The 19,980-nt window shown below is 58.2% G+C and carries 22 protein-coding genes; 18 read left to right on the top strand and 4 right to left on the bottom strand.

Annotated features, from left to right (window positions below; genetic code table 11):
- The first annotated feature begins 199 nt into the window (after window positions 1-199).
- Genes QRN60_RS18970 through dnaQ form a run of 5 tightly spaced genes read left to right on the top strand, consistent with a single transcriptional unit; the run spans window position 200 to window position 3,804 of the window.
- Window positions 200-1,021: a pyruvate, water dikinase regulatory protein gene (locus QRN60_RS18970; protein WP_003505331.1), complete on the top strand. Its 822-nt coding sequence runs from the start codon at window positions 200-202 to the stop codon at window positions 1,019-1,021.
- A gap of 31 nt (window positions 1,022-1,052) precedes the next feature.
- Window positions 1,053-1,652 carry a Maf-like protein gene (locus QRN60_RS18965; protein ID WP_020809712.1) on the top strand — a complete coding sequence of 200 codons (600 nt, stop codon included), beginning with the start codon at window positions 1,053-1,055 and terminating at the stop codon, window positions 1,650-1,652.
- Window positions 1,645-2,505 (top strand): shikimate dehydrogenase, encoded by an 861-nt coding sequence (locus QRN60_RS18960; protein ID WP_031233717.1) that lies wholly within the window; start codon window positions 1,645-1,647, stop codon window positions 2,503-2,505. Before QRN60_RS18965 ends, QRN60_RS18960 begins: the two co-directional genes overlap by 8 nt.
- Window positions 2,505-3,113 carry a dephospho-CoA kinase gene (gene coaE, locus QRN60_RS18955; protein ID WP_020809714.1) on the top strand — a complete coding sequence of 203 codons (609 nt, stop codon included), beginning with the start codon at window positions 2,505-2,507 and terminating at the stop codon, window positions 3,111-3,113. Before QRN60_RS18960 ends, coaE begins: the two co-directional genes overlap by 1 nt.
- On the top strand, window positions 3,106-3,804 hold the full coding sequence (dnaQ, locus tag QRN60_RS18950; RefSeq protein WP_020010703.1) for a DNA polymerase III subunit epsilon: 699 nt from the start codon (window positions 3,106-3,108) through the stop codon (window positions 3,802-3,804). The genes coaE and dnaQ overlap by 8 nt, the downstream gene beginning before the upstream one ends.
- Before the next feature lie 96 nt (window positions 3,805-3,900).
- Here dnaQ and secB read toward each other — a convergent pair whose 3' ends face one another.
- Window positions 3,901-4,383, bottom strand: coding sequence for a protein-export chaperone SecB (gene secB, locus QRN60_RS18945; RefSeq protein WP_004444254.1), 483 nt, complete (start codon window positions 4,381-4,383; stop codon window positions 3,901-3,903).
- A gap of 102 nt (window positions 4,384-4,485) precedes the next feature.
- On the bottom strand, window positions 4,486-5,034 hold the full coding sequence (locus tag QRN60_RS18940) for an FxsA family protein (RefSeq protein ID WP_129564821.1): 549 nt from the start codon (window positions 5,032-5,034) through the stop codon (window positions 4,486-4,488).
- A 140-nt stretch (window positions 5,035-5,174) separates the two neighbouring features.
- Here QRN60_RS18940 and QRN60_RS18935 point away from each other — a divergent pair, with 140 nt between their 5' ends.
- From QRN60_RS18935 to gyrB, 5 genes are all read left to right on the top strand, one after another.
- Window positions 5,175-5,873, top strand: coding sequence for a Tim44/TimA family putative adaptor protein (locus QRN60_RS18935; protein ID WP_003505341.1), 699 nt, complete (start codon window positions 5,175-5,177; stop codon window positions 5,871-5,873).
- Window positions 5,870-6,979 (top strand): murein transglycosylase A, encoded by a 1,110-nt coding sequence (mltA, locus tag QRN60_RS18930; protein ID WP_129564822.1) that lies wholly within the window; start codon window positions 5,870-5,872, stop codon window positions 6,977-6,979. The genes QRN60_RS18935 and mltA overlap by 4 nt, the downstream gene beginning before the upstream one ends.
- The gene (locus tag QRN60_RS18925; protein WP_003505344.1) at window positions 6,979-7,548 is read left to right on the top strand and encodes a Smr/MutS family protein; all 570 of its coding nucleotides are present in this window, start codon (window positions 6,979-6,981) and stop codon (window positions 7,546-7,548) included. The genes mltA and QRN60_RS18925 overlap by 1 nt, the downstream gene beginning before the upstream one ends.
- The gene (locus QRN60_RS18920) at window positions 7,545-7,910 is read left to right on the top strand and encodes a helix-turn-helix domain-containing protein (RefSeq protein WP_060725292.1); all 366 of its coding nucleotides are present in this window, start codon (window positions 7,545-7,547) and stop codon (window positions 7,908-7,910) included. The genes QRN60_RS18925 and QRN60_RS18920 overlap by 4 nt, the downstream gene beginning before the upstream one ends.
- A 156-nt stretch (window positions 7,911-8,066) precedes the next feature.
- Window positions 8,067-10,502, top strand: a complete 2,436-nt coding sequence (gyrB, locus tag QRN60_RS18915) for a DNA topoisomerase (ATP-hydrolyzing) subunit B (RefSeq protein WP_003505346.1) — start codon at window positions 8,067-8,069, stop codon at window positions 10,500-10,502.
- Between the two features lie 105 nt (window positions 10,503-10,607).
- Here the strand turns inward: gyrB and QRN60_RS18910 are convergent, their stop codons facing one another.
- On the bottom strand, window positions 10,608-11,210 hold the full coding sequence (locus QRN60_RS18910) for a nitroreductase family protein (RefSeq protein ID WP_060727337.1): 603 nt from the start codon (window positions 11,208-11,210) through the stop codon (window positions 10,608-10,610).
- A 128-nt stretch (window positions 11,211-11,338) separates the two neighbouring features.
- On the opposite strand from QRN60_RS18910, the gene QRN60_RS18905 reads away from it, so the two are divergent.
- The 8 genes from QRN60_RS18905 to QRN60_RS18870 all read left to right on the top strand — a co-directional run bounded on the left by QRN60_RS18905 (window position 11,339) and on the right by QRN60_RS18870 (window position 19,595).
- On the top strand, window positions 11,339-12,181 hold the full coding sequence (locus QRN60_RS18905) for a fumarylacetoacetate hydrolase family protein (RefSeq protein WP_111792796.1): 843 nt from the start codon (window positions 11,339-11,341) through the stop codon (window positions 12,179-12,181).
- Between the two features lie 124 nt (window positions 12,182-12,305).
- Window positions 12,306-13,538, top strand: a complete 1,233-nt coding sequence (locus tag QRN60_RS18900) for a polyhydroxyalkanoate depolymerase (protein WP_233282912.1) — start codon at window positions 12,306-12,308, stop codon at window positions 13,536-13,538.
- Between the two features lie 68 nt (window positions 13,539-13,606).
- Window positions 13,607-14,374 (top strand): M48 family metallopeptidase, encoded by a 768-nt coding sequence (locus QRN60_RS18895; RefSeq protein ID WP_003505351.1) that lies wholly within the window; start codon window positions 13,607-13,609, stop codon window positions 14,372-14,374.
- Window positions 14,375-14,476: 102 nt separating this feature from the next.
- Entirely contained in the window at window positions 14,477-15,139 is a 663-nt protein-coding gene (locus QRN60_RS18890) for a phosphoribosylanthranilate isomerase (protein ID WP_111792797.1), read from the top strand.
- Window position 15,140: 1 nt separating this feature from the next.
- Window positions 15,141-16,361, top strand: a complete 1,221-nt coding sequence (trpB, locus tag QRN60_RS18885; RefSeq protein WP_284766277.1) for a tryptophan synthase subunit beta — start codon at window positions 15,141-15,143, stop codon at window positions 16,359-16,361.
- Window positions 16,362-16,365: 4 nt separating this feature from the next.
- Window positions 16,366-17,205 carry a tryptophan synthase subunit alpha gene (gene trpA, locus QRN60_RS18880; protein WP_003505355.1) on the top strand — a complete coding sequence of 280 codons (840 nt, stop codon included), beginning with the start codon at window positions 16,366-16,368 and terminating at the stop codon, window positions 17,203-17,205.
- A gap of 27 nt (window positions 17,206-17,232) precedes the next feature.
- Window positions 17,233-18,129, top strand: a complete 897-nt coding sequence (gene accD, locus QRN60_RS18875) for an acetyl-CoA carboxylase, carboxyltransferase subunit beta (RefSeq protein WP_026363719.1) — start codon at window positions 17,233-17,235, stop codon at window positions 18,127-18,129.
- An 86-nt stretch (window positions 18,130-18,215) separates the two neighbouring features.
- Entirely contained in the window at window positions 18,216-19,595 is a 1,380-nt protein-coding gene (locus tag QRN60_RS18870; protein WP_373426370.1) for a bifunctional folylpolyglutamate synthase/dihydrofolate synthase, read from the top strand.
- 47 nt (window positions 19,596-19,642) lie between these two features.
- Here the strand turns inward: QRN60_RS18870 and trxA are convergent, their stop codons facing one another.
- Window positions 19,643-19,963 carry a thioredoxin gene (trxA, locus tag QRN60_RS18865; RefSeq protein ID WP_003505361.1) on the bottom strand — a complete coding sequence of 107 codons (321 nt, stop codon included), beginning with the start codon at window positions 19,961-19,963 and terminating at the stop codon, window positions 19,643-19,645.
- Between the last annotated feature and the right edge of the window lie 17 nt (window positions 19,964-19,980).

The following is a 19,980-nucleotide window of genomic DNA, read 5'->3' as shown; positions in this document are numbered from 1 at the left end:
CAGAAAACCGCATATCTGTGGATAATCTGGGGAGAATTTTTGAACAACTCCACATTCTTCAAATAATTCACAGGCGCGCCGGCGATGATTGAAGCCACTTGCGGATTGTGGAAAAACACCACTTTATTCACGGCGCGGTTCGACCCGCAGGGCAATTCGGGGATTTGTCCCGGTTTATCAACAGCGGGAGAAAAACAGCGTGGAGAACAAAAAAAGCTTCTTCCATCTGCACCTGATTTCGGACTCAACCGGCGAGACTCTGATGTCGGCCGGTCGTGCCGTCTCGGCCCAGTTTCACGCCTCAATGCCGGTGGAACATGTCTATCCGATGATCCGAAACCAGAAACAGCTCGCGCAGGTGGTCGACCTCATCGACAAGGAGCCGGGTATCGTCCTCTATACCATCGTCGATCAGCAGCTGGCCGAGTTCCTGGATCTGCGGTGCCATGCGATCGGGGTGCCCTGCGTCAACGTCCTCGAACCGATCATTGGTATTTTCCAGACTTATCTCGGTGCGCCGTCCCGACGGCGGGTGGGCGCGCAGCACGCGTTGAATGCGGATTATTTTGCCCGGATCGAGGCGCTCAATTTCGCCATGGATCATGATGATGGGCAAATGCCGGAAACCTATGACGAGGCTGATATTGTTATCATCGGCATCAGCCGCACATCAAAAACACCAACCAGCATCTATCTCGCCAACAGGGGAATAAAGACTGCCAATATTCCGGTTGTTCCCAATGTGCCTTTGCCGGAAAGCCTCTATGCCGCCACCCGGCCGCTGATTGTGGGTCTGGTCGCGACATCGGATCGTATATCGCAGGTGCGTGAAAACCGGGAGTTGGGCGCGACGGGCGGATTTGACAGCGGGCGTTACACGGATCGCGCCACCATCATGGAAGAGCTGAAATATGCGCGCGCGCTCTGCGCCCGCAATAATTGGCCGCTGATTGATGTCACACGCCGCTCCATCGAGGAAACGGCCGCAGCCATCCTTGCCCTCCGCTCGAGGACGCGATAATCCGGATCGCACCATTCGGAGCAGACAGTCGATGAAACAAGAGTTGATCCTCGCCTCGTCCAGCGCATCCCGCCAGATGCTGATGCGCAATGCGGGGCTGACATTTTCGGCAATCCCGGCGGATATTGATGAGCGTGCGCTCGATGAGCAGCTGGAACGAGACGGCGCCAGCCCGGAAGAGGTCGCACTGGAACTTGCCAGGGCCAAGGCTCTTGCGGTCGGCGCGCTCCATCCGGAAGCACTGGTTCTCGGCTGCGACCAGACCATGGCGCTTGGTGCCCGTGTCTATCACAAGCCAAAAACGATGGTGGAGGCCGAAGCGCATCTGCTCTCATTGTCCGGCAAGGTCCATCGTCTGAACAGCGCTGCCGTTCTCGTCCGGCATGGAGAGGTGGTGTGGCAGACCGTTTCCAGCGCCGAGCTAGGCGTTCGAACATTAAGTGCAGAATTTGTCTCCCGTCACCTGAAACGGGTGGGCGAAAAGGCCTTGAGCAGTGTCGGCGCTTACCAGCTTGAGGGAGAGGGAATCCAGCTATTCACCTCAATCAAGGGCGATTATTTCACCATTCTAGGTCTGCCGCTTCTGCCGCTTTTATCGAAACTGCGCGACATGGATGTCATCGATGGCTGATTCACGTGAAACATTAACCATAAATGCCTTCGTTGTCGGTTACCCGATCAAGCATTCGCGGTCGCCTATTATCCATTCTTACTGGTTGAAGAAATTCGGGATTGCCGGTTCGTATAAGGCCGTTGAAGTCTCTCCTGATGATTTCACGAATTTCATTGCAGTGCTGAAGGAAGGCAAGCCGGGCACACCCGTCGGCGGCAATGTCACTATTCCCCATAAGGAAGCGGCCTATCGGCTGGCAGATAAACCCGATGCTCTGGCGGAAGAACTCGGCGCCGCCAACACTGTCTGGATGGAGGAGGGCAGTCTTCGCGCCACCAATACGGATGGTTACGGTTTCGTCGCCAATCTCGATGAACGTCATCCGGGCTGGGACAAGGCCGAGCGGGCCGTGATTTTGGGTGCCGGCGGCGCAAGCCGGGCGGTTATTCAGTCCCTGCGTGATCGTGGTATTGCCGAGATCCATGTCCTGAACCGTACCGTCGAGCGTGCGCGAGAACTGGCTGACCGTTTTGGGCCGCGGGTCTTTTCCCACCCCCAGGCAGCGCTTCATGAGGTCATGCAGGGCGCCGGGCTTTTCGTGAACACGACATCGCTCGGCATGGATGGAACAGAAGCGCCGCATCTCGATTTTTCGCCGCTGGCCGCCCAGGCCGTCGTGACCGATATCGTCTATGTGCCTTTAAAGACCCCGATCCTGAAGATGGCGGAAGAGCAAGGCATTGCGACAGTCGACGGATTAGGCATGCTGCTTCATCAGGCAAAACCCGGTTTCAGGCGATGGTTCGGCAAAATGCCTGAGGTCGATGAAACCCTGCGTTCTCTCATCATCGAGGACATGGAGAAACATTGATGATCGTCATCGGTCTTACCGGCTCGATTGGAATGGGAAAAACGACGACCGCCAAGCTGTTTGCCGGGGAAGGGGTCCCAGTTCTCGATTCGGATGAGGTCGTGCATGGGCTATACCGGACCGAAGCCGTTCCGCTGATTGAGGCAGCCTTTCCCGGTACCACCGTTTCCGGTGTGGTGGACAGGCAGAAACTCGGCGATGTCTTACGGAAGAATCCGGCTAATTTTGGCAGGTTAGAGGAAATCGTGCATCCGCTGGTGCGCAAGAGGCAGGAAGCTTTTCTGGCTGTGGCAAGGAAAGACGATCGGCAATTCGCCCTCCTCGATATTCCTCTGCTGTTCGAAACCGGTGCGGAAAGCCGCGTCGATAAAGTCGTGGTGGTAAGTTGTGCGCCGGAGATTCAGCGGGAGCGGGTTTTGTCCCGACCCGGCATGACGGAAGAGAAATTCGAAATGATCCTCGCGCGACAGACGCCCGATGCGGAGAAGCGCCGGCGTGCCGATTTTATCGTCGATTCCGGAAGTGGTGTCGAAGCAGCACGGGATCAGGTAAGAGAGATATTGCAGAAACTGGCCGCTGAGTCGCGCCGCGGAGAGATGAATGCGTGAGATCATTTTCGATACGGAAACCACGGGCCTTGAGTCGAAGCTGGACCGTGTGATTGAAATCGGCGGTATCGAGCTGATCAACCACTTTCCTACCGGCCGCACGCTGCATCTCTATATCAGCCCGGAAGATCGCAAGGTTCATCCCGACGCGCTTGCCGTTCACGGCATTACCGACGAGTTTCTGAAAGACAAACCGAAATTCGCCGAAGTCGTCGACCAGATTCGCGACTTCTTCGATGGTGCGCGCTGGGTGGCGCACAATGCCACATTCGACATGGGCTTCATCAACGCGGAATTCGCACGCCTCGGCATCGAACCGGTGTCCGCCGAACTGGTGACAGACACGCTTTCGCTTGCCCGCCGCAAGCACCCTATGGGGCCGAACTCGCTGGATGCGCTTTGTCGGCGTTATGGTATCGATAATTCCCACCGTACCAAGCACGGCGCGCTTCTCGACTCCGAACTGCTGGCCGAAGTCTATATTGAGATGATCGGCGGGCGTCAGACGGCGCTCGGTTTCGGTTCCGCCGCCAAGCAGGAAACTATTGTCATCGAGGACGATGTGCCGCTTGAGCCGCTGCAAAGACCGAGCCCCTTGCCCTCAAGACTGGATGCGGAAACGGTCGCGGCCCATGGCAAGCTCGTTCTCGGCATGGGCGACAAGGCAATCTGGAACCGCTACCAGAATTGACGCCTGCTGAGGCGTTGAAATGGAACTCTGGCCAAAGAAAAACCCGGGCAGAACCCGGGTTTTGTTTTATCTGCAATGCAGGGCGTTGGGCGCCGCTTAGTTCGGTACAGCCTGAACCTGGGCCTTGGCCTGTTCTTCGGCAACGCGCTGCGCAAACATCTGCGCGAAATCGATCGGGTCGATCATCAGCGGCGGGAAGCCGCCATTGCGGGTGACGTCGGCGATGATCTGGCGGGCGAAGGGGAACAGCAGGCGCGGGCACTCGATGAAGAGTACCGGCAGCATATGTTCCTGCGGGAAACCGGCAATGCGGAACACGCCGCCATAAACCAGCTCGGCCGCAAACAGGACCTTGTCGCCATCCTTGGCTTCCGCATTCAGTGTCAGGACAACGTCGAAATCCGAACCGGAGATCGGGTTTGCGTTGACGTTGACATTGATGTTGATCGAGGGCGCATTCTCACGGGCCTGAAGCGAACGGGGAGCACCCGGATTTTCGAAGGAAAGATCCTTGATGTACTGGGCAAGAATGTTGAGGGAAGGACTTACTGCGCCCTGTGCACCATTTTCAGCGGTCATTACGTTTCCTCACGGCGTGAATTCGTGGAAGGCGGTCTATCATTTCGACCGGGGGCTTACAACCCTTCGTGATCGGGTCATGGTGATCCATTCCGCCCGGGGTCAGGGTTTGGGCAGGTCGCGATCATCAGGTTTGCGCGACCATGGAGAACCCTTTGGCTCCTCGCGGTGAAACTCCTCTTCATCAAGATCCACCACCTTCGAATTGCCGGCATGTCCCGGACCATTGCGAAAGCCAGAAAAATCACCGGGCTGAGGACCGGCTTGCTGGCCGGGCCGCCTAAACGAACCCGCAACGACGACCCGCGGTCCGAAGGCTTTCCAGAAAAACCGCCGTACGACCGGCGACAGAAGCAGAAGGCCGAGAATGTCGGTAATGAAGCCGGGAATGATAAGCAGGATCCCGGCAACGACGCGCATGGCTCCATTCACCAGCTCATCCGTCGGCTGCGCGCCGGTGCGGCCCGCATCCTGAAGGTTTCTCACCATGCCGATGCCGCCGAGACGTAGGATCAGGAGCCCCAGAAACGACGTGAACAGGACAAGCGCCAATGTCAGCCACAAGCCGATCGCTTTGCCGACGATAATGAAGCCGGCAATTTCGAGAATGGGCATCATCAGGATGACGATGGGGAGAAAGGAAAAACGCATCTTCTAGCCTTGCGTGTGCATCTCTGGCAGATTGCCGGTTCCCGGGACACCGATGATTGAATCTGCACATTTGAATGATGATAAGATGCAGACTATATGATGGTGAGGTTTTCGAATTTAAATGGCGGTTTTGGTAAAACATGGGCTTTAGCGACTTTATCACATTGTTTTTTCTCGTTGCAGCGGTGCTGATCTTCTTTCAGCTGCGCAGCGTCCTTGGCCGCCGCACGGGCAATGAGAAGCCGCCATTCGACCCCTATAGCCCGCGAGATGTGGCAAAGGGCCCCGTTGCAGATGATAACAAGGTCGTGACCTTGCCGAAACGCAGCGAAGCAGAGGATGAGAACCGCTTTGCTGAGGCGGATGCGCTAGCGCCCGTCGATAGTCCACTCAATGCATCGCTGCGTGAGGTGATGACCAGGGACCCGTCCTTCGGTCCCAAGGAATTCCTGAACGGCGCTCGCATGGCTTATGAAATGATCGTCATGGGTTTTGCCGATGGGGATCGCAAGACGCTCAAGAACCTTCTGTCGAAGGAGGTTTTCGATGGTTTCGAAGCGGCGATTTCGGAGCGTGAAGGTCGTGGCGAGGTGGTGAAGTCCACCTTCGTGGGCATCGAGAAAGCAGATATTACCCAGGCCGGTGTGCGCGATTCCGAAGTGCAGATCACCTTGAGGATCATCAGCCAGCTGATTTCGGCGACCTATGACAAGGACGGCAAGCTGGTGGATGGCGATCCGGATACGGTTGCGGAGGTGGATGATATCTGGACCTTCTCGCGCGATATCCGCTCGCGTGATCCGAACTGGAAGCTGATCGCTACTGAATCCGAGCAATGACCGCGCCCTATTCGATCGAGGAAGTTTCTTTCAGCGACCTGCCCGGATGGCGGCAAGACGATCCGGGCAAGCTTTTTCCCGCGATGGCGACAATCCTGTCGCATCTTCGGAACGCAAAACCCTACAGGACCGGCGCGCTCGGGGTCACGGCGGCGGAACTTGTTTCGCTTCTGGAAAGTGCTGAGAAAAACCCAGCAAAAAGTCCGGAACAGGCGCGCCGGTTTTTCGAAACCAATTGCGTGCCTTTCAGGATTTCTTCGGCTCCGGGAAAAAGCGGTTTCGTAACCGCTTTTTACGAACCCGAACTGGAAGTGTCATCTGAACCCGACGACATCTGGCGTTATCCGATTTACCGCCGGCCGCCCGAACTGGTGGATATCGACGATACCAATCGGCCCGCTGGCTTCGATCCGTCCTATGCTTTCGGCGGGGCGGACGAGGACGGTATTTCCTATTTTCCCGACCGCCAGGCGATCGATGAAGGGCATCTGAAGGGCAGGGGCCTTGAGATCGCTTGGGCGAGATCGAAGGTGGACCTGTTTTTTGTCCATGTGCAGGGTGCGGCGCGTCTGGTTTTTCCTGATGGCGCGGTAAAGCGCATCACCTATGCGGCCAAGGCCGGGCATCCTTTTTCGCCGATTGGCCGCCTGCTTCTTGATCGCGGGGAACTTGATCCGAAAACCGTATCGATGCAGACGATCCGCAAATGGCTCGCTGACCATCCCGACGAGGTGGATGGGGTGTTATGGCATAACCGCTCCTACATTTTTTTCCGGGAGGCGGATGTCGCAGATCTGGATATGGGGCCGATTGCCGCCGCAAAAGTGCCGCTCGTTGCGGGGCGGGCGCTTGCGGTGGACAGGCTCATCCACACGTTCGGGCTTCCCTTCTTCATCCATTCACCGTCGCTTACCCATCTCGATGGTGGAAAACCTTTCGCGCGGCTGATGCTGGCGCTCGATACGGGTTCAGCCATTGTCGGCCCGGCCCGTGGCGATATCTTCACGGGCTCCGGTTTCGAAGCAGGAGAGCTTGCCGGTACGGTGCGCAATGAGGCCGAGTTTTATATACTGATACCGCGGGTTGCTGCGGAGAGGTATCGGTGATGAAGAGCAGTCGCAAGCTCGGCAAGGAAGAGCGCATTCTGTGGGGAAAGGTCGCAAAAACCACGCGGCCGATCTCCGGCAGACTGGAAGACTTGCTGGCTTTCGAGGACATGGAGGAGCCTTTGGTTGAACCCGAGGTTTCCCAGACCGGCAAGAGCAGCTTCCCCCGCATGCTTGCCGAGCCGGCCGAGCCGCCGTCAGCGGCTCCGGACAAAAAGCCGAAAATTCATCAGCCGATGGAAAAACCGGTCAAGCGCAAGCTCACGCGTGGCCGACTGCCGCTGGAAGGGCGGATCGATCTGCACGGCATGTTCCAGAGCGAAGCCCATGCGGTGCTGCTTGATTTTCTGTTGCGCGCGCATGAACGGGGTCTCAGGCATGTGCTCGTCATAACGGGCAAGGGGCGTTCCATTGGCAGCGATGGCGCGTTGAAAAGGGCGGTGCCCATGTGGTTTTCCAAACCGGAATATCGCCACCTGATTTCATCCTATGAGGATGCATCCGCCAATCACGGCGGCGACGGCGCGCTTTATGTGCGGCTGGCGCGTCGGCGGGGTGAAAAGTCATGACGCCCTTTGCGGAGGCCGTGCGGCAGCTTCGTGAACGCAAGGGCGTGACGCAGAAACAGATGGCCGCCGCCATCGGCGTGTCGCCGGCTTATCTTTCGGCGCTCGAGCATGGCAAGCGTGGTAAGCCGAGCTTTGATCTGCTGCAGCGCATCGCCGGATATTTCAACATCATCTGGGACGAGGCGGAGGAATTGTTCTTTCTGGCCGGCTCGTCCGACCCGAAAGTGGTGATCGACACCATCGGCCTGCCGCCGCAATATACGGCTTTCGCCAACCGTCTCGCACGGGATATTCGCAAGCTGCCGCCGAGTGTGGTAGAGGAACTGTCAGCCTTGCTGCAAAAAAGCCGTTCTTGCGATTGAAACCCCTCTATCCCCTGCTTTATTCAGCATCCTGAAGCATGCGGCCTTTGGGATTGGGTGTAGAATTTCTATAGTCGCATGTCGGATTTGAGTGATTCGCTGGCTTCAGGCCTTCTCACTGGAAACCTGGCCAGGAAAACTTTGGAAAGAGTACTTATGACCGAAACATCGTCAAGCGAAGTCGGCGCGAATGCGGAATATGGAGCCGATTCGATCAAGGTTCTCAAGGGCCTTGATGCCGTGCGCAAACGGCCCGGCATGTATATCGGTGACACCGATGACGGTTCCGGCCTGCATCACATGGTCTATGAAGTCGTCGACAACGCCATCGACGAGGCTCTCGCCGGTCATGCCGATCTGGTGACGGTGACGCTGAACGCCGATGGCTCCGTGACGGTGACGGATAACGGACGCGGCATTCCGACCGACATCCATTCTTCCGAAGGCGTTTCCGCCGCCGAAGTCATCATGACCCAGCTGCATGCTGGCGGTAAATTCGACCAGAATTCCTACAAGGTGTCCGGCGGCCTGCATGGCGTGGGCGTGTCGGTGGTCAATGCGCTCTCGGTCTGGCTGAAGCTCAGAATCCGCCGCAATGGCAAGCTGCATGAAATCGGCTTCACCCATGGCGTTGCTGATGCGCCGCTTTCCGTCATTGGCGAATATGAAGGCCGTTCGGGCACGGAAGTCACATTCCTTGCAAGCCCGCAAACCTTCACCATGACGGACTATGATTATGGAACGCTGGAGCATCGCCTGCGCGAGCTCGCATTCCTGAATTCCGGCGTGCGCATCCTGCTCACCGACAAACGCCATTCTGATATCAAGCAGGAAGAGCTGCTGTATGATGGCGGCCTCGAAGCCTTCGTCCGTTATCTCGACCGTGCCAAGAAGCCGCTGGTGGACAAGCCTGTCGCCATCAAGGGCGAAAAGGACGGCATTACGGTTGAGGTCGCGCTCTGGTGGAACGACAGCTACCACGAGAACGTGCTCTGCTTTACCAACAACATTCCCCAGCGCGACGGCGGCACCCATATGGCCGGTTTCCGCGCGGCGCTGACCCGTCAGGTGACCTCCTATGCCGAAACTTCCGGCATCCTGAAAAAGGAAAAGGTAAGCCTGCAGGGTGAGGACTGCCGCGAAGGTCTGACGGCCATTCTTTCCGTCAAGGTTCCCGACCCCAAGTTTTCCTCGCAGACGAAGGACAAGCTCGTTTCGTCCGAAGTGCGTCCGGTCGTGGAAAGCCTCGTCAACGAAGCGCTCTCCACCTGGCTGGAAGAACATCCGTCCGACGCGAGAATTCTCGTCGGCAAGGTGGTGGAAGCGGCGGTTGCCCGCGAAGCTGCCCGCAAGGCGCGCGAACTGACGCGCCGCAAGGGTGCGCTCGATATTGCCTCTCTGCCCGGCAAGCTTGCCGACTGCTCCGAGCGCGATCCGGCGAAATCCGAACTTTTCCTCGTTGAGGGTGACTCCGCTGGCGGTTCGGCCAAGCAGGGCCGCTCGCGCGAAACGCAGGCGATCCTGCCGCTGCGCGGCAAGATCCTCAATGTCGAACGCGCCCGTTTTGACAAGATGCTGTCCAGCCAGGAAATCGGCACGCTGATCACGGCACTTGGCACGTCCATCGGCAAGGATGAGTTCAACGCCGACAAGCTGCGTTACCACAAGATCATCATCATGACGGATGCTGACGTCGACGGCGCTCACATCCGTACCCTGCTGTTGACCTTCTTCTTCCGCCAGATGCCGGAACTGATCGAGCGCGGCCATCTCTATATCGCCCAGCCGCCGCTTTATAAGGTCACGCGTGGCAAATCCGTGCAGTACCTCAAGGATGAAAAGGCGCTGGAAGAGTACCTGATCTCCATGGGTATCGAGGAAGCATCGCTGACCCTCGGCTCTGGCGAAGTGCGCGTCGGCGCCGATCTCCGCGAAGTCATTCTGGATGCGTTGCGCATGCGCTCGCTGATCGACGGGCTGCATTCCCGTTACAGCCGCTCGATCGTGGAACAGGCTGCCATTGCCGGCGCGCTGAACCCCGAGCTTTCGGCCGATGCCGCCCGCGCCGAAGAAACCGTTGCCGAAGTGGCGCGGCGTCTCGACATGATTGCGGAAGAAACCGAACGCGGCTGGTCCGGCACCGTGCTGCAGGATGGCGGTTTGCGCTTCGAGCGCATGGTGCGTGGCGTCAAGGAAGTCTCGACGCTGGATATGGGCCTGCTCGGTTCGGCCGATGCCCGCCATATCGATCAGCTCGCGGCCCGCACGCGCGATATCTACGTCACGCCGCCGGTCCTGCAACGCAAGGATGGCACGATGGAACTGGCTGGTCCGCGCGCGCTGCTGGATGCGATTTTCGCGGCCGGGCGCAAGGGTCTTTCCATGCAGCGCTACAAGGGTCTTGGCGAAATGAATGCCGAGCAGCTGTGGGAAACGACGCTTGACGCCAATGTTCGCTCGCTTCTGCAAGTCAAGGTCAACGACGCCACCGATGCTGACGGCCTGTTTGCCCGCCTGATGGGTGACGAAGTGGAGCCGCGCCGCGACTTCATCCAGGAAAATGCGCTGAGCGTTGCAAACCTCGACATTTAATCCTGTGGAGCAGTTCGCGTAACGATTCACGTGAAACGAAACTTTAACAAAAGGCCCGGCGGTCAATTTCCGCCGGGCCTTTTGTTTTGTGCGGACAAGCTGATATCAGTCGGTCTTGCCCGTGAAGCGTCCTTCAAAAGCCACGTCTGAAAGAGGCAGACGCTTGCTCGGTACTTCCCGTTCCGCCAGATCATCAGGAAGAACGGACTTGTCGGTCAACGTGCCGATGGCGACCCCGGCCTCCACCCTGTAGCCTTCCGGAATATTTAGCCTCTCAACGATTTGGTCTTTCAAGATGCCGGCCATGCCGTGGGCGTGGTACCCGAGCAGATGCGCCTGCATGGCAAGCGAAAACCAGGCAGCACCCGCATCGAAGGAATGGGTCGCGGATGGCTTTTTCTCACCTTCGCGCGAGATGTTATGGTCGCGGGAAATGACGAAAAGCAGCACGGAGGCGTTTTTTGCCCAGCGCTGGTTTCCTTCCATCAGCAGTTCCACGAAGAGCGGCCAGTCTTCACTATCCTTGTGCGCATAGACAAACCGCCATGGCTGATAGTTGGAAGCGGAGGGTGCCCAGTGCGCCGCATCCAGAATGGTCATCAGATGCTGGGACGGCATGGCGTTGCCATCGAAGGCGCGCGGAGACCAGCGATCAAGGAAGAGGGGATCAACGGGATATTCGGATTGCCGGGAATTGCTGTTCGTCACGGGCCATGTCCTTTTGATTGACGGGAAGGAAAAGGTATTTTTCGAAACTTGGCGCAGTCAAGGGGTGACAAGTATGAATGCATCGTTCATATATGCATCACCTTGTCTGACAACCGGGAGAGAGTTCCATGAAATTGATGCGTGTTGGCCAGCCCGGCCAGGAAAAACCTGCAATCCTCGACGCGGAAGGAAAAATCCGCGATCTGTCTGCCCATGTGAAAGATATCGGCGGCGACGCCATTTCTCCCGAGGGCCTCAAAAAGATCGCCGCGATCGATCTGAGCACGCTTCCAGTCCTGAACGAAGACCGCATCGGCGCCTGCGTTGCGGGAACCGGAAAATTCATCTGCATCGGCCTTAATTTCTCCGACCATGCCGCCGAAACGGGTGCCACCGTACCGCCGGAACCGGTCATTTTCATGAAGGCGACCTCGGCCATCGTCGGTCCGAATGACAACGTCACCATTCCGCGCGGTTCTGAGAAGACCGACTGGGAAGTCGAGCTCGGCGTTGTCATCGGCAAGACCGCCAAATATGTCTCGGAAGCCGATGCTCTTGACTACGTTGCCGGCTATTGCGTTTCGCATGATGTTTCCGAACGCGCCTTCCAGACGGAGCGTGCCGGCCAGTGGACAAAGGGCAAGTCCTGCGACACCTTTGGCCCCATCGGCCCCTGGCTGGTGACGAAAGAGGAAATTACCGACCCGCAGAACCTCGGCATGTGGCTAAAGGTGAACGGCCAGACCATGCAGGACGGCTCCAGCAAGACCATGGTTTACGGCGTCGCCCACGTTGTCTCCTATCTCAGCCAGTTCATGTCGCTGCATACCGGCGATGTCATTTCCACCGGCACCCCTCCCGGCGTCGGCATGGGCCTGAAGCCGCCGCGTTACCTGAAGGCGGGTGATGTCGTGGAACTCGGTATCGAGGGCCTCGGTTCCCAGAAGCAGACCTTCGTCGCCGACATCTGATCGCAACGGCGTTCAACGGAAAGTGAGGCGCTGGTGGGAAACCGCCGGCGCCTTCGATTTTGTGCACCTGCGAAAAGCTGCTATGGTTGAAAAAAAGAGCGTGATCGCGAGGGAGGCGTCATCAGTGTTCTACCATCTTTATGAAATGAACCATGCGGCCATGGCGCCGCTGCGCGCCGGTGCCGATATGATGCGCCAGGCCTGCAACAATCCTATGAACCCGCTTTCCAGCACGGCCTTCGGAAGAAGCCTCGATGCCGGCTTCGAGGTTTTCGAACGCCTGACGCGCCGTTATGTCAAACCGGAATTCGGCCTTGCCACGACTATTGTCGATGGAGAGACCGTTACCGTTGCTGAAGAGACCGTCTGGTCGCGTCCGTTCTGCAATCTCGTCCATTTCAAAAAAGAGATCGATCCTGCCCGCCAACCTGAGCCGAAGGTGCTGCTGGTGGCGCCGATGTCCGGCCATTATGCGACCCTGCTGCGCGGCACCGTGGAGGCGCTGCTGCCTTCGGCCGATATTTACATTACCGATTGGGTCGATGCCCGCATGGTGGCAACGAGCGATGGGACCTTCGATCTCGACGATTACATCAGTTATGTCATCGAGATGCTGCGCGAGATAGGTCCGGGCGCGCATGTGGTCGCCGTCTGTCAACCATCCGTGCCTGTTCTGGCCGCCGTTTCGCTTATGGAGGCCGATGGCGATAAATTTGCGCCGGCATCCATGACGCTGATGGGCGGTCCGATCGATACGCGCATCAATCCCACAGCCGTCAATGGTCTCGCCAAGGCGAAGCCGATCGAATGGTTCCGCGATAATGTCGTCATGCAGGTGCCGTGGCCGCAGCCCGCCTTCGGCCGCAATGTCTATCCCGGCTTCCTGCAGCTGTCCGGTTTCATGTCGATGAACCTCGACAAGCACATGACGGCGCATAAGGATTTTTACCTCAACCTCGTCAAGAATGACGGCGATTCCGCCGAAAAGCACCGCGAATTTTACGATGAATATCTGGCCGTCATGGATCTGACGGCGGAGTTTTATCTGCAGACGGTGGAAACCGTCTTCATCGACCATGCGCTTCCGAAGGGAAAGATGCTGCACCGGGGCAGGGCGGTCGATCCCGCCGCCATTCGCAATGTCGCATTGTTCACCGTAGAAGGGGAGAATGACGATATTTCAGGCGTCGGCCAGACAAAGGCGGCCCATGATCTCTGCAGTAACCTGCCTGAAGACAAACGCGCCCATTACATGCAGCCGGATGTCGGCCACTATGGCGTCTTCAACGGCTCACGCTTCCGGAAGGAAATCGTGCCGCGCATGCTGGATTTTATCCACAAACACCAGACTGCCTGACGTAAGATGGTGGGTGGTGTCATGCATTTGCATGGCCAAGCGACGGACGAATCGGCTATGAAGGGTTCATGTTTTCGCTCCTCAGAAAATCCCTGAAGTCACCGGCGCCAAAGAAGGTTGCGCCGAGCCAGCGCACCGTCGCGGTGGCGGGCCGGCAGGTGCCGATCACGGTCAGGGAAAATCCGCGGGCCACGCGCATCACCTTGCGCATCGAACCGGGCGGCCGGGCGTTGAAGCTGACGATCCCTATGGGCCTGCATCACCGGCAGGTGGATGATTTTCTCGAGAGGCATCAGGGCTGGCTGGAAGGCAAGCTTCTGAAATTCAGCCTCGATGACGGTTTGCGTCCGGGCGCTACCATCGATATCAGAGGCATATCCCACCGCATTGACCATACCGGCAGCCTGCGAGGGCTGACACATATCGCGAAAGACGCCGATGGCGTCGACGTTCTGAAAGTCAGCGGCGCGCCGGAGCATCTGAGACGACGGATCGCGACATTCCTGAAAAAGGAAGCGAAGGCCGATCTGGAACGGCTCGTCGCCGTTCATGCCAGCGCTGCCGGCCGGCCGGTGCGGTCCATTAGCATGAAGGATACACGCAGCCGCTGGGGCTCCTGTTCCCATGATGGAAACTTGAGCTTTTCCTGGCGTATCGTCATGGCCCCGGAAAAGGTCATCGATTATCTTGCCGCCCATGAGGTCGCGCATCTGAGCGAAATGAACCACGGTCCGAAATTCTGGGCCTTGTGTGAAAAGCTGTGCCCGCACACCAATGAGGCCAAGGACTGGCTGAAACGCCACGGCTCCAAACTTCACGCCATCGATTTCGATTGAAACCTGCGGCACGGATCGCCATCTGGATTCACGTGAAACATTCCATCGGGAATGGGTTCGATTTGGCTCGACTCTTGTCGCATTTCATGTCAGGTCGCGGGTATGAAACCGGATATCAAGATTTGCGGATTGAAGACACCGGAAGCGCTGGAGCGCGCCGTCAGGCGCGGTGCGTCCCATGTCGGTTTTATTTTCTTTGAAAAAAGCCCGCGCAACATCGAGCCCGATATTGCCGGCAGGCTGGCGGAAGCCGCCCGTGGCGCCGCCAAGGTGGTCGCGGTCACCGTTGATGCCGATAATGATTATCTCGATGAAATCGTTGATCTCGTAAAACCGGATATCCTGCAGCTGCATGGCAATGAAAGCCCGGAACGGTTGCTGAACATCAAGGCGCTTTATGGCCTGCCCGTCATGAAGGCGATTTCCATTCGCGACGCCGCTGATCTTGCCAAAATCGACCCTTATATTGGAATAGCCGATCGTTTTCTGCTGGATGCCAAGGCGCCGGCGGGCTCCGACCTGCCGGGTGGTAATGGCGTCTCGTTCGACTGGACCATCCTGCGATCACTTGACGGAAGCATCGATTACATGCTTTCCGGAGGGTTGAACAAGGACAATGTCGCCGAGGCTCTGGCGGAAACCAAGGCAAGTGGACTAGATTTGTCGTCCGGTGTCGAAAGCGCGCCGGGCGTCAAGGATCTGTCCATGATCGATGCATTTTTTGATGTGGTGAATGATTGGTCGAAAGGCCCAAAGGGAGCTTGAAGTGAACGACGCGCCAACACCCAATTCTTTTCGTGCTGGTCCCGATGAGGACGGCCGTTTCGGTATTTACGGAGGTCGCTTCGTTGCCGAAACGCTGATGCCGCTCATTCTGAATTTGCAGGCGGAATGGGACAAGGCCAAGACCGATCCCGCGTTTCAGGCGGAACTCAAGCATCTCGGCGCGCACTATACCGGTCGCCCGAGCCCGCTTTATTTCGCGGAACGCCTGACGGCGGAACTTGGTGGCGCGAAGATCTATTTCAAGCGCGAGGAGCTGAACCACACCGGCTCGCACAAGATCAACAATTGCCTCGGCCAGATCCTGCTTGCCAAGCGCATGGGCAAGACCCGCATCATCGCGGAAACCGGCGCGGGCCAGCACGGCGTTGCCTCCGCAACGGTGGCAGCACGTTTCGGTCTTCCCTGTGTCGTTTATATGGGCGCGACCGACGTAGCCCGTCAGGCCCCGAACGTCTTCCGCATGAAGCTTCTGGGCGCCGAGGTGAAGCCGGTGACAGCAGGTCATGGCACGCTCAAGGACGCCATGAACGAGGCTCTGCGTGACTGGGTCACCAATGTCGAGGATACCTATTATCTGATCGGCACCGCGGCTGGCCCGCATCCCTATCCGGAAATGGTTCGCGATTTCCAGGCGGTCATCGGTGAAGAAGCCAAGGCGCAGATGCTGGAGGCGGAAGGCCGCCTGCCGGATCTGGTCATTGCGGCTGTCGGCGGCGGTTCGAACGCCATCGGCATCTTCCATCCTTTCCTCGATGACAAGAATGTCCGCATCGTCGGCGTCGAGGCGGGCGGCAAGGGCCTTTCCGGTGACGAGCATTGCGCTTCGATCACGGCCGGTTCGCCGGGCGTGCTGCATGGCAACCGCACCTATCTGCTTCAGGACGAGGATGGCCAGATCAAGGAAGGTCATTCCATTTCCGCCGGTCTCGATTATCCCGGCATCGGCCCGGAACATTCCTGGCTGAACGATATCGGCCGCGCGGAATATGTGCCGATCATGGACCATGAGGCGCTGGACGCCTTCCAGATGCTGACCCGCCTCGAAGGCATCATTCCGGCTCTCGAGCCGAGCCACGCTTTGGCAGAGGTCATCAAGCGCGCGCCAAAGATGGGCAAGGATGAAATCATCCTGATGAACCTCTCCGGCCGTGGTGACAAGGATGTCCACACCGTCAGCAAGTTCCTTGGAATGGATGTATAAGATCATGACTGCACGTATGGACAAGCGCTTTGCCGATCTGCGCGCTGAAAATCGCCCGGCCCTGATTACCTATTTCATGGGCGGCGACCCGGATTTCCAGACCTCGCTCGGCATCATGAAAGCGCTGCCGGAAGCCGGTGCTGACGTCATCGAACTCGGCATGCCCTTTTCCGACCCGATGGCGGATGGTCCGGCCATTCAGCTGGCCGGCCAGCGCGCGCTGAAGGGCGGACAGACGCTGAAGACCACGCTCGATCTCGCCCGCGAGTTCCGCAGGCAAGACGATGCAACACCCATCGTGCTGATGGGCTATTATAATCCGATCTATATCTATGGCGTCGAAAAGTTTTTGGACGACGCGCTGGCGGCTGGCATCGATGGCCTGATCGTAGTCGATCTTCCGCCGGAAATGGACGATGAACTCTGCATACCGGCGCTTGCGCGCGGCATCAACTTCATCCGTCTCGCGACCCCGACTACGGATGGCAAGCGCCTGCCGACCGTCCTTAAAAATACCTCAGGTTTCGTTTATTACGTTTCGATGAACGGTATCACCGGTTCGGCGCTTCCCGATCCCTCGTTGATCTCGGGCGCTGTCGGTCGTATCAAGGCGCATACGGAACTGCCGGTCTGTGTCGGTTTTGGTGTCAAGACAGCCGATCATGCAAAAGCGATCGGCGCGGTGGCAGATGGCGTTGTGGTCGGTTCGGCCATCGTCAACCAGATTGCTGGCAGCCTGACCAAGGACGGGCAGGCGACCGCCGATACCGTGCCGGCCGTTACGACGCTGGTAAAAGGACTTTCAACGGGCGTGCGTGCGTCGCGCCTTGCCGCTGCGGAATAAGCGCGCGGCCCAGTCAGGAGTAGACAGTTGAACTGGATCACTAATTACGTTCGGCCGCGGATCAATTCCATGCTTGGCCGCCGCCCGGAGGTTCCGGAGAACCTGTGGATCAAGTGCCCGGAAACGGGCGAAATGGTCTTCCACAAGGACCTGGAAGACAACAAGTGGGTCATCCCGGCTTCCGGTTACCATATGAAGATGCCGGCCAAGGCGCGCCTTGCCGATCTTTTCGACGGCGGCGTCTACGAGGCGCTTCCGCAGCCGAAGGTGGCGCAGGACCCTCTGAAGTTCCGCGATTCCAAGAAATACACCGACCGTCTGCGTGACAGCCGCACGAAAACCGAGCAGGAAGACACGATCCTTGCCGGTGTCGGCCACTTGAAAGGCCTGAAGATCGTTGCCGTCGTGCATGAATTCCAGTTCATGGGCGGTTCGCTCGGCATTGCCGCCGGCGAAGCCATCGTCAAGGCCTTTGAGCGTGCGATTTCCGAGCGTTGCCCGCTCGTCATGTTCCCGGCCTCCGGCGGGGCGCGCATGCAGGAAGGCATTCTTTCGCTGATGCAGCTGCCGCGCACCACGGTTGCGGTAAACATGCTGAAAGAGGCAGGCATGCCCTATATCGTGGTTCTGACGAACCCGACGACGGGTGGCGTCACGGCCTCCTACGCTATGCTGGGTGACGTGCATATCGCCGAGCCGGGCGCCGAAATCTGCTTTGCGGGCAAGCGTGTGATCGAGCAGACCATTCGTGAAAAGCTGCCGGAAGGCTTCCAGACCTCGGAATACCTGCTGGAACACGGCATGGTGGATATGGTCGTCGACCGCCGCGAAATCCCGGACACGCTGGCCAATCTGCTCAAGATCATGACCAAAGCGCCTGCTGACAACGCAAACGCCGTCGTACCGCTGGCGGCTTCGGCCTGAGGAAAAAAATATGTCGCCCGGAGGCATAAACTGCCTTCGGGATGATGCTATACGTTGCATGATTTCATTTTTGGTGCGGCGGACAAATGGCAAGCAAAACGCCTGAAAGGCGAACGGAAGACATGACGAAGCCCGCGATCGGTGAGGCCGAAAAGATCATTGAAGAGCTGATGCAGCTCCACCCCAAGGGGTTCGATCTTTCACTCGACAGAATTTCCCGTCTTCTCGAAAAACTCGGCAATCCCCAGAACAGAATGCCGCCGGTGATCCATGTGGCCGGCACCAATGGCAAGGGCTCTGTCAGCGCTTTTTGCCGGGCCTTGCTCGAATCGGCGGGACTTCCTGTCCATGTTCATACAAAGCCGCATCTCGTAAACTGGCATGAACGCTATCGCATAGGCGTCGCCGGCGAGAGAGGCCGCTTCGTTGACGACGCTGTTTTCGCGGACGCGTTGCGTCGCATCGAAGTCGCCAATGAAGGCCAAAAGATCACCGTTTTCGAAATTCTGACGGCAGTGATGTTCCTTCTTTTTTCGGAACATCCAGCCGATGCGGCAATCGTGGAGGTTGGTTTGGGTGGGCGCTTCGATGCAACCAATGTGATCAACAATCCTGCGGTCTCCGTCATCATGCCGATATCGCTCGATCACGAGGCCTATCTCGGTGACCGAGTGGAGCTGATCGCCGCCGAAAAGGCCGGCATCATGAAAAAGGGTTCGCCCGTCGTCATCGGTTATCAGGAATATGATGCGGCGCTCGAAACGCTGGTCGCCACGGCGGAACGGCTCGGTTGCCCGGTATCCGTCTACGGGCAGGATTTTTCCGCCCATGAAGAATTCGGCCGCATGGTCTATCAGGATGAATTCGGTCTGGCCGATGCGCCGCTGCCGCGGCTTCCCGGCCGTCACCAGCTTGCCAATGCCGCCGCCGCGATCCGCGCCGTCAAGGCCGCCGGTTTCGAGGTGACGGAACGGATGATCGAAAAGGCCATGACCACGGTGGAATGGCCCGGCCGTCTGCAGCGTATCCTGTCCGGAAAAATCGCTGAAATGGCCCCTAAGGATGCGGAAATCTGGGTCGATGGCGGTCATAACCCCGGCGCGGGCGAGGTTATCGCCGAGGCGATGGCTGGCTTTGAGGAAAAGATGGCACGCCCGCTCTTCATCATTGCGGGCATGATCAACACCAAGGATCCGGTAGGTTACTTCAAGGCCTTCGCCGATATCGCCGAATATGTCTTCACCGTGCCGATCGGCGGCACGGATGCGGCGATCGACCCCGTGGTACTTGCCCATGCCGCCTTCGATGCTGGCCTCGTGGCAGCGCCAACATCGTCTCTCACGCATGCCTTGGAGGAGCTGTCGCGTCGCTTCGATCCCGAGGGACCAGCGCCGCGCATCCTGATCGGCGGCTCGCTTTACCTTGCGGGCAATGCGCTTGCCCTGAACGGCACGGTTCCTCAATAAAAAAGCCCGGCATCACTGCCGGGCTTTTTTCATTCCATCGATATTGCTTATGCGGCGCCGGAAATCCAGGCGGAAAGCGCTGTCTTGGGAGCAGCGCCAACCTTGATATCAGCCACTTCGCCGCCCTTGAACATGGCAAGGGTCGGGATCGAGCGCACGCCGAACTGCGCTGCCAGTTCCGGGTTTTCGTCGATGTTGAGCTTTGCGACCTTGACCTTGCCGGCCAGCTCGGACGAAATTTCCTCAAGGCTTGGCGCGATCATCTTGCACGGGCCGCACCATTCGGCCCAGAAATCCACCACGACGGGTTCGGCGGATTCGAGGACTTCGGACTGGAAGTTGGCGGCATCGACTTTTACGGTAGCCATATCTGGCTCTCCTTTCA

Source organism: Agrobacterium sp. CFBP2214 (genome assembly GCF_030209895.1).
In the GTDB taxonomy this organism is placed as follows: domain Bacteria; phylum Pseudomonadota; class Alphaproteobacteria; order Rhizobiales; family Rhizobiaceae; genus Agrobacterium; species Agrobacterium radiobacter.
This window is presented reverse-complemented; position numbering and strand designations above follow the sequence as displayed.